The following is a 9,233-nucleotide window of genomic DNA, read 5'->3' as shown; positions in this document are numbered from 1 at the left end:
GGCCGGTGCCGGGGCGGCCGGCGCGGCAGCCTGCGGGGCGGGCGGGGCCTGCTGCGGTTCGTCCACGGAGATGCCGAAATCCGTCGCCAGGCCTTCGAGACCGGTGCTGTAGCCCTGCCCGACCGCGCGGAACTTCCAGGCGCCCTGACGGAGGTACAGCTCGCCGAGGATGAAGGCGGTCTCGACCGTGGCGTCCGTGCTGTCGAAGCGGGCCAGCTCCGCGCCGCCCGCCGCGTCGGTGATCCGTACGTAGAGCCCGCTCACCCGGCCGAAGGTGCCGCCGTCGGCCGATGCCGCGACGACGATGCGCTCGATCCCGGGCTCGACCTTCCCGAAGTCGACGAGGAGGGTGTCGGTGACCCCGTCGGGGGCGGTCCGCTTGCCCTCGTGCCGGACCGCTCCGGAGGCGTGGGCCGGCTGGTTGTAGAAGACGAAGTCCGCGTCGTCGCGGACCTTTCCCGCCACCAGCAGCAGCGCGGAGGCGTCGACGTCCGGGACGCCCGGTGCGGCGCGCCACCCCAATTCGACGCGCACGGCGCCGGCAGGCACCGGAACGTTGGTTCCCTTTTGCATAGTCATGATCGCCCCCATCACGAGTCCGGCTGCCCGCAGGCTTTCCCCCCACAACTTAACGGCCGGTGGTGGGAAAGCCTCCGGACGGCGGCGCCAAGGCGGGCCGAGGCGGGGGACGAACCACAGACCTAGGGTCTGCGCGGAGGACCTTCGCCGTCCCGGGCGAGTCCCGCGAGGGCGGCCTCGCGCGGGGTGCCGTCCGTCGCCGGTCCGTCGAGCCGCACGGCGCCGCTGTGCGTGCTCCACGTTTCGAGCGCGGTGCGGCAGGCGTGGTCGAGGTGGCGCAGCCGCGAGAGGTCGAGCTCCACCGGCCGGTCCTTCGGCAACGCTTCCAGGGTGTCGAGGATCAGCGGCAGGCGCAGGAAGGTGGCACTGCCGCTGAGGGAGACCGTGGTGCGGTCGTCCCGCTCGTCGATGTCGAGCCGGACCACGGATGTCTCCCAGGCGGTCTTGATCACGGCCAGTCCGATACCGAGCAGCACGCCCATGAACATGTCCGTGAGGACGATGGCCAGCGCGGTCACCACCAGGACCACGGCCTCGCCCCGGTGTTCACGCCAGAGCGCACGGATGGTGGCGACCGGGATGAGCTTCGCGCCGGCGTGGACGAGGATCCCGGCGAGGGCGGCCACCGGGATGAGGCCGAGCATCGCGGGGAACAGGGCCGCGAACACCAGCAGCCACACGCCGTGCAGGATCCGGGAGGCCTTGGTGCGCGCGCCTGCCTGCACGTTGGCGGCACTGCGCACGATGACGGCGGTCATGGGCAGTGCGCCGACGAGGCCGCATATGGTGTTGCCCGTCCCCTGGGCCACGAGTTCCTTGTTGAAGTGCGTGCGCGGACCGTCGTGCATCCGGTCCACGGCGGCGGCGCTGAAGAGGGATTCGGCCGAGGCGATGAGTGTGAAGGCGAGGATGACGCCCAGGAGACCGACATCCGCGAGGAGACCGAAGTCGTCCAGGCCTGTCAGCCGCAGTGAATCGATCAGCCCTTGGACCTCGATCGGGGCGACGGGCAGGTCGAACACGGCCACCGTCGCGGTGGCCAGCCCCACGGCCGCCAGCGGCCCGGGGAGCATCCCGGGCAGCCGTCCGGGAAGCCGCTTCCACAGGACCAGGACCAGGATGGTGCCCGCGCCGATCGCACAGGAGGAGATCGCCGGGGCTCCGTGGATCCGTGTGAACAGGTCCGGCAGTCCGGCCAGGTTGTCGAGACCGCTGCCGGGGGCGCTGAACCCGGCCATGGCGTAGAGCTGACTGCTGATCAGTACGAGACCGATGCCGGCGAGCATGCCGTGGACGACGGCGGTCGAGATCGCGCGGAACCACCGGCCGAAGCCGATGAGACCCAGCCCGATCTGAAGGATTCCCGTGGCCAGGACGAGGATGCCGAGAGCCGCGACGCCGTGGGTGGTGACGGCCTCGTGGACCAGCACGGTCAGTCCGGCGGCCGGACCGCTGACCTGGAGCGAACTGCCCGGCATCGCACCGGTGACCAGTCCGCCGACGATGCCCGTGACCAGGCCCAGTTCGGCGGGGACACCGGAAGCGACCGCGATCCCGACGCAGAGGGGGACGGCGACGAGGAACACCACGATCGAGGCGAGGACGTCACGGGACAGGACGTCCGGGCGTAACCCGCGGTGGGATGAGGACATGAGATCTCAGCTCCTTGGGGAGTGGGGGGAGTCGGCGAGTGGCGGCGGGGGCGGCCGCTGCGCTCACGCCGGATCGCTGTCACAGGGAGGAGAAGGTTCCGGTGGAGAGCCGGTGGGTCAGCACGGAGCCGGTGTGGACCTCGTAGTACCAGGCGTGCAGTCCGAGCCGGCCCTCGCCCACGGCCCGGCTCACGCACGGATAGGCGCGCAGGTTGTCCAGCTGCGCCACCGCATGGCGCTGTACGGGCTGTTCACAGTCGGGACCGAAGCCTTCGGGGCCCTGGAAGCGGCCCGCGGGGGCGGACCGGCCGAGCCAGCCCCGTACCGCCGGCAGGGTCCGCAGGTCCTCGCCGCGGGCCAGGGCGCCGACGGCGCCGCAGTGGGAGTGTCCGCAGAGGATGATGTCGGACACCTCCAGCACGCAGACGGCGTACTCGATGGTCGCCATCTCGCTGGTGGGCGCGTCCGGATCGTACGGTGGGACGATGTTCCCCGCCGTACGCATCTCGAACAGTTCGCCGGGTCCGGAGTCGGTCAGCAGGGCGGGGACGACCCGGGAGTCCGAGCAGGTGATGAACATGGTGGACGGCCGCTGGCCGGCCTCGAACTCCTTGAGGTCGCGGCCCGCTCCGCCGCAGCGGGCGGGGAAGGTGCGGGCATGGTCGATGAGTCGTCGCACAGGGGGTCCTCCATACGGGCATACGGCAGCGGCGTGCGGCTCGTCGTGCGAAGGCAGGGGCCGCTGCAACCGTCGTCAGGGCCACTCACGGGCCTCGCGTCGCCGAACGACCCGCAAGGAGGAGTCTGTGGGCGGGCGATGAGGTGGCGGTGAGACGGCAGTGAGACTGTTCTCATCGCGTACGACGGCCCGCGACCGCCGCCCCGGCGCAGTGTCCGCCCGGGGCGGCGGGCGTCAGGCCCGCAACCGATAGCCGACGCCCCGCACGGTCTGCACCCGTTCGGCTCCGATCTTGCGCCGCAGGTATCGGATGTACACGTCGACGATGTTGGAGCCGGGGTCGTAGTCGAACCCCCACACCTGGCTGAGCAGCTGCTCGCGGGACAGGACCCGGTCGGGGTTGCGCATGAGGATCTCGGCGAGGGCGAACTCCCGGGCGGACAGGTCGGCGATGCGCTCGCCGACCTGGGCCCTGCGGGTCCGAAGGTCCAGCAGCAGGTCGCCCACCCGCAGCAGGAAGTTCTCCGGTGGCTCCTCACGGCGCAGACGCAGCCGTACGCGGGCCAGCAACTCGTCGAAGGCGAACGGTTTGACCATGTAGTCGTCGGCGCCGCTCTCCAGGCCCGCCACGATGTCGCTCACGCTGTCGCGCGCGGTGAGGATGACGACGGGCAGGCTGACGCGCGCCTTCCGCAGCTTGCGCAGCACGGTCAGCCCGTCGTCGCCGGGCAGGCCGAGGTCGAGGATGAGGAGATCGAAGTCCCGGCCGCGAGCGTGCTCGTAGGCGGCGACGCCGTCGGCGACGACCCGGGTGACGTACCCACTACGGCGCAGGCCTTTTTCGACAAAGGCGGCGATGCGCGCCTCGTCCTCGGCTATCAGGATCCTGCTCACAGAGGGTTCCTTCGGTCGTGGGGTGCAGTGCGGGAAGGTCGATGACGAATCTCGCGCCGCCTCCGTCGGCCTCCTCGACGCGGGCGACGCCGTCGTGTGCCTGGGCGATCTCGCGGACCAGGGCGAGCCCCAGGCCGATGCCGGTGGCGGCCCGGCCGGGGACCGCCGTGCCTCCCTGGTAGAAACACTGGAAGATCCGCTCACGGTCCTCCGGGGCCACACCGGGCCCGGTGTCCGCCACCCACAGCAGTACCCGGCCGCGCCACAGGCGCGACCCGATCTCGATGGTGTCGCCTTCGCCCGTGTGACTGACCGCGTTGGCCGCGAGCTGCATCAAAGCCTGGGTGACCCGTTGTCCGTCCAGACGCACGCTGACGTCGGCGACCTCGGCCACCGTCCAGTGCCTGGGCCCCAGCGCCTGGGCTTTGGCCGCCGTGTCGACCACGAGGTCGGTGAGACTGATCTGGCCGATCGCGAGGAAGTCGGGTCGCTCGGCTCGCGCCAGGAGCAGCAGGTCGTCCACGATCCGCCGCATCCGGTCCAGTTCGTCGACCAGCAGGGTCCGGGTCTGCCCGTGCAGACTACCGGGGGCCTCCTCCATCAGCTCCAGGTGGCCCCGCAGAACCGTGATGGGGGTGCGCAGTTCGTGCGCCACCTCGTCCAGGAACCGGCGTTGTGCGGTGAAGGCGCCCGACAGGCGATCGAGCATGTGGTTGAACGTCTCCGCCAGAGCCGCCACATCGTCGCTCCCCCGCACCGGCAGCCGCTGGCTGAGGTCCGTCTCGCTGATCCGCTCGGCCGTCTGCCGGACCAGTCGGATCGGCGCCAGGACCCGGCCCGCGACCAGCCAGCTCGCCAGCCCGGCGAGCACCAGGGCGAAGCAGCCCGAGAGCAGCAGCAGCCGGGCCATGTGACGCTCCTGGCGCAGTTCCTGGTCCCGGAAGGACAACAGGACGAGCCGGGTGTCGGCTCGGTCGCCCGCCATCTGAACCGGGACGACGCCGTAACGGACCTTGCCGGCCGGAGAGTCCAGCCACCGGACGCGGGTGTCGGAGGTGCGCGCCATCAGGGCCACGACCGACGGGTCCCGGTCCAGGCGGGCCGGGGCCGGGCCGGGGCTGCGCCGGTCCGCCCGCCCGTCGACGACGCTGAAGAAGGCGGCGTTGTGCTCGGGGCGGTGGACCGCCATGAACCCGGTCAGCAGCGCGGCGCCGGAGGTGAAGCGCTCACCGGTGTACGGGTCTCGGGAGGAGCGGGCGAACGCTCGCAGCTTGTCGGCCTCGGAAAGAAGCTTCGCGTCGACCTGTCGGTCCAGTTCCGCCTGCCAGACGATCGTGATGCCGAAGGTGGGCACGGCCAGGGCCGCGCCGAGCAACAGGAGCATCCAGCCGACGATGCGGGAGCGTGCGCTGGTGGAGCGCCACATCATCAGTCGTCCCACTCGTCGTCCGCATCCTCCGGAGGTCCGTCCGAAGCTTCCGTCTCTTCGTCGTCGCTCCCGGCGCCCCACCCGTCGTCGCCCTCGTCATCCACCTCACCCCGGGGGGCCCGTGAGCCCTTCTCGTCGTCGCCGACGAGGTATGACGCCCCCGTGCCCCCGTCGTCGGCCGCAGGCGGTGGCGACGGGGGCACGGGCCGGCCGCCCGAGCAGGTGCGGGACGGGCCGGGCGCGGCGGCGGGGGGTGTCACGGCGGGGCGGCCCGGGCCGGACGGAGAGGTCGGCGAGGGCGTCGGGCCGTGCGGAACGGGCACGACCACCACCGACCCCATCGAAGGCGCCACACTCTGGCCGGGCCATAACCAGACGGCCAGTAACGCCGCAGCACCCGCGCAGCAGCCCACTAATACCGACCCCACCCCTCGCCAGAACATATGGCCATTCTGCCTTCGTGGGACTCGGTGAACGGACTTGAGGAGAGCATTCTCATCTTCGAGGGCCGCGACCCCGTCCGTCTCCCGTCACGGTGCTGCCGGGCGGGCCGTCCGGAAGCGTCCGCGCACCGCTGTCCACCCGCGTCCATCAGGGACTTCGCGGTTGGTGGGGCGCTGCGGTCCGGGTCAGCCACGGCCCAGGGGTCATGCGACGAGAACGCGCCGAATCCCACCCCGTTCGTGGCTGCTTCCCGTGGTTCGGTATTGCCGTTCGTTGACAGTCACTCAATCTTCCTTTTACCTTCGGCGAGCGGGTCGAGGGATAATGCATCGACCGTCGACCCCATGACCGGGAGTACCTTCCGCACTGTCATCGGAGGACCTCATGGAACAGCTCATCAAGAAGATGTCCGAGGACGACATCTGGCAGAACTGGATCGCCGTCAACTCGCCAGAGAGATCCACGAAGGACGGTTGTATCAGCGCAGCACCCAAGAGCGGCTGCATCAGTGCCGCACCGAAGGCGGGCTGTATTTCCTGACCCATCGCGGGGGCGCCCGGGCCGACTCCGCATGAGGCCGTTCCCCGACCGTGGCGCATTACCCGGAGCCCCCGCCCCGGCTCCCCAAGCCCGTATTTCTTCAGCTGCGTGAAACATGAGAAGGAATTAATGAAGGGCCAGCCGACCGACGAGGTCATCGAACATATTCGCGACATACCGATCTATCAGGAGTCCTTGGCCCAGGGCTACTTCCCGGTGCTGGACAAGCCGGAGATCGCCCGCGGGTTCCCCGGCAACTGGATGACACCCCGCCTGGCAGCGGCACTGGAGAACGGCGAGGCGGAGTTCGTCCTGTCCACCGGCACCAACCATGCCCGGATGCGGATCATCCGACCGCCGTACTTCCTGCTCCGCTCCTACTACGAACTGTGGCGTGACCACCCCGACATCGGCGGGACCTGGGAGTCGGGCTGCCCCCGCGTCTCGCTGACCACGGTGCTGGCCACCGAACACGTGGCGCGGGTCAATGCCGCCCGGCACGGCGTCGAGCCGGGGCGGGCTCCGAGCCTGGCCGACCGTCGGCTGGACGAGCGGACCTGCTACCTCAACCTCCGTCTTGACCCCGCACATTGGGACCGATCGGAGGTGTTGCGGATGCTCCGGGAGATCGATCAGGCCCGTTCTTCGCATCCGCAGGGCCACTACCATCTCGACTGTTCCGGGTACCACTTGGCCTATCTGGTGCGGAAGGCCGAGGCCTGGGGGCTGGGTGACGCGTTTCCCGAACCGGCCAGCATCATCCACGCCTACGAGTACACGCCGGTGAACGTACGGCACTTCCTGCACCAGCGCTTCGCCTGCCCGGTCATCGACCTCTTCGGCAGTACGGAGTTGGGCTATCTCTTCTACAGCGACCGGGAAGGAAGGTACTGGCCCCACTTGGACGGGATGAGCGTCGAACTCCTCCCGGTGGCCCCCGGAAGCACGATGCACCAACTCGTCGTCACCAGCGTGCGCAATCCCTACATGCCGCTCGTCCGCTACCGGTCGGGCGATTGTGTGCGCACTCTGGACGGCGCGCCGGATCCCGCCGGGATCGTCCAATTCTGCGGTCGGCTCGCGGAATTGCTCCCGACACCGAAGGGACCGGTAGCCCAGGGCGACCTCGACCGGCATATCGCGGCTGCTTCCCCCCGGATCTTCCTGCACCAACTCCGGCTCCACGGCGACACGGAGGCCACTCTGCTGTACACGACGTTCACCGGCGAGCCGCTCGGTGAGTCCGAGACGGAGTCGCTGCGACGCGGCACGGGCGAACTGACGGCACGGAGCTGCCGAATCGAGCACCGCGCCCGCATCCCGATCGGGCCGTCCGGCAAGTACGCCTGGCTCACCGGCCGACGCACCTGACGCCCCGCCCTCCACGGGAAAGGAACGCCATGACCAGCGGACAGAAGATATCCGCCGACGACCTCAAGCACCTGCTCGGCGAGGAGCTCCACGCCGAAGTGGTGCGGCTTTTCCGGGACAAGGCACCGGAGGCACCGCCCGGCTTCGTGGAACGACAGGTCACCGAATGTCTGCGGTACCTCTATCTCGTCTCCCTCCACCGGGATCGGCTCAGCGGGCTTTTCCTGCCGGTCGAACAGGAAATCGACGAGATATGGCACTACCTCATCCTGCAGACCCGTGAATACCGGGCGCTGTGCGAGGAACGGCTCCCCGGGCGGTTCTTCATCAACCACCGCAGCATCGCCTACGAGAACTACCAGGAAGGCCCGGGACGCGAACGGGCACTGGAGGAGGCATTGCGCTGGATCCCCTTGTACCGTCAGGAATTCGGGCCCTTCGACGAGGGGGCGTTGCCGCACTGGACCATGGTGAGATTCCTCCACGAGCAGATGCTCTTCTCGCTCGCAGACATCGCGGCCCTGGAACCCGTACCCGTGGCCTGAGCGGACCCCCCCCCGCGCGGCGATCGGGATCGGCCCCGACCACGGGCGGGGCCGATCCCACGGCAGGGATCGCGTCGGGGCCCAGCTCGTCGAGGCGACGCTCGACCCGGCCGGCCTCGCCGGGACACCGCGCGCGCTCCGCACCGCCGACGCCGCACTCGGCGAGCCGCAACGGGCGTAGGACGCCCTCGACGGCCGAACCGGTCACCCCGCCCTTTGTCCGAACGCTGTCCGCTTCCCGTCCGCGGACATCCCGCTCCGTTCCCGATCAAGGAGAAGGGCCCACGCCGAAGCCGTCGCTCATCAGCGGAAAGGCCCCCGCTGTTAACGAAGGCTTTAACCTCGTTTCGGCGGGCCGGGCGCGCAGAACCCGCGTAAAACGGATAACCCAAAGATTGGGGCTCCCCATCCGGCACATCGTGGGCTTAACTTAGGTGGCATGACGTCCCCCCGCTCCACCTTCGGCGGCGGCTACTACGCCGCGTCGTTCCCCGACACTCCGATCTACGACTCCTTGGTCGCGGAGCGGGGAACCCCTCAGATCGCCCCCATCCGTGTGCCGGCCGCGTACGACACCGGTAACAGCTACCTGCCGGCCCTGCCGTCGGCGCTGCCGGCCCTGCCCGCGGCCCCGTCGCACCAGACCGGCTCCTACGGCTACCCGCAGCAGCAGCCGATGCCGCAGTACCAGCAGGCTCCGGCGCAGCCGATGCAGCACGCCCAGCTGCAGCACGCGCCCGCGCCGTACATCCCGCAGCAGCCCTCGGCGGTCCGCGGCTATCCGCAGCAGCCCCAGCCGCAGCGCCCCGCGCCCGCCACCGGGTACGAGTCGATGCGCCCGGCCTCGCCGCGTCCTGTCCCGGCCCAGTCGCCGTACGAGGACCCGTACAACCGGCCGTACCAGAGCCGGGGGTACTGAACCGCCGCCCCTCTCCGTACGGCACGGTGCGCCGGGGGACGCACCGGGCAACCTCCGGCGGCTGAAAGCGGTCTAGGGGTACGGAGGCCGGGCTCGGCATCTCGACGATCCACCGCACGACGGACCCGCCGAGGCAGGCCGAGGGGACATCGATCGTCGGGGACGGGGGCACGGGGTGAGG

The 9,233-nt window shown here is 70.1% G+C and carries 9 protein-coding genes; 4 read left to right on the top strand and 5 right to left on the bottom strand.

Annotated elements, in window-relative coordinates; all coding sequences use genetic code 11:
• The 5 genes from D3105_RS29805 to D3105_RS29785 form a co-directional block, all read right to left on the bottom strand.
• On the bottom strand, positions 1-591 hold a 591-nt coding region (locus tag D3105_RS29805; protein WP_133305724.1), incomplete at its 3' end, for a TerD family protein.
• Positions 592-701: 110 nt separating this feature from the next.
• On the bottom strand, positions 702-2,231 hold the full coding sequence (locus tag D3105_RS29800) for a SulP family inorganic anion transporter (RefSeq protein WP_118906036.1): 1,530 nt from the start codon (positions 2,229-2,231) through the stop codon (positions 702-704).
• Between the two features lie 79 nt (positions 2,232-2,310).
• The gene (locus D3105_RS29795) at positions 2,311-2,910 is read right to left on the bottom strand and encodes a carbonic anhydrase (protein ID WP_118906035.1); all 600 of its coding nucleotides are present in this window, start codon (positions 2,908-2,910) and stop codon (positions 2,311-2,313) included.
• 234 nt (positions 2,911-3,144) lie between these two features.
• Entirely contained in the window at positions 3,145-3,804 is a 660-nt protein-coding gene (locus tag D3105_RS29790) for a response regulator transcription factor (RefSeq protein ID WP_165891110.1), read from the bottom strand.
• Positions 3,734-5,233, bottom strand: a complete 1,500-nt coding sequence (locus D3105_RS29785) for a sensor histidine kinase (RefSeq protein ID WP_118906034.1) — start codon at positions 5,231-5,233, stop codon at positions 3,734-3,736. Before D3105_RS29785 ends, D3105_RS29790 begins: the two co-directional genes overlap by 71 nt.
• Before the next feature lie 828 nt (positions 5,234-6,061).
• Here D3105_RS29785 and D3105_RS34790 point away from each other — a divergent pair.
• From D3105_RS34790 to D3105_RS29770, 4 genes are all read left to right on the top strand, one after another.
• On the top strand, positions 6,062-6,217 hold the full coding sequence (locus tag D3105_RS34790) for a hypothetical protein (RefSeq protein ID WP_165891109.1): 156 nt from the start codon (positions 6,062-6,064) through the stop codon (positions 6,215-6,217).
• A 129-nt stretch (positions 6,218-6,346) separates the two neighbouring features.
• Complete coding sequence (locus D3105_RS29780; protein WP_118906033.1) at positions 6,347-7,588, top strand: hypothetical protein; 1,242 nt, start codon at positions 6,347-6,349, stop codon at positions 7,586-7,588.
• Between the two features lie 29 nt (positions 7,589-7,617).
• Positions 7,618-8,133 (top strand): hypothetical protein, encoded by a 516-nt coding sequence (locus D3105_RS29775; RefSeq protein ID WP_118906032.1) that lies wholly within the window; start codon positions 7,618-7,620, stop codon positions 8,131-8,133.
• A gap of 439 nt (positions 8,134-8,572) precedes the next feature.
• Positions 8,573-9,052, top strand: coding sequence for a DUF6643 family protein (locus D3105_RS29770; protein WP_118906031.1), 480 nt, complete (start codon positions 8,573-8,575; stop codon positions 9,050-9,052).
• Positions 9,053-9,233: the final 181 nt, after the last annotated feature.

Source organism: Streptomyces globisporus (assembly GCF_003501885.1).
In the GTDB taxonomy this organism is placed as follows: Bacteria; Actinomycetota; Actinomycetes; order Streptomycetales; family Streptomycetaceae; genus Streptomyces; species Streptomyces globisporus_D.
The sequence above is the reverse complement of the archived record's forward strand: the minus strand, read 5'-3'. Positions and strand labels throughout refer to the sequence as shown.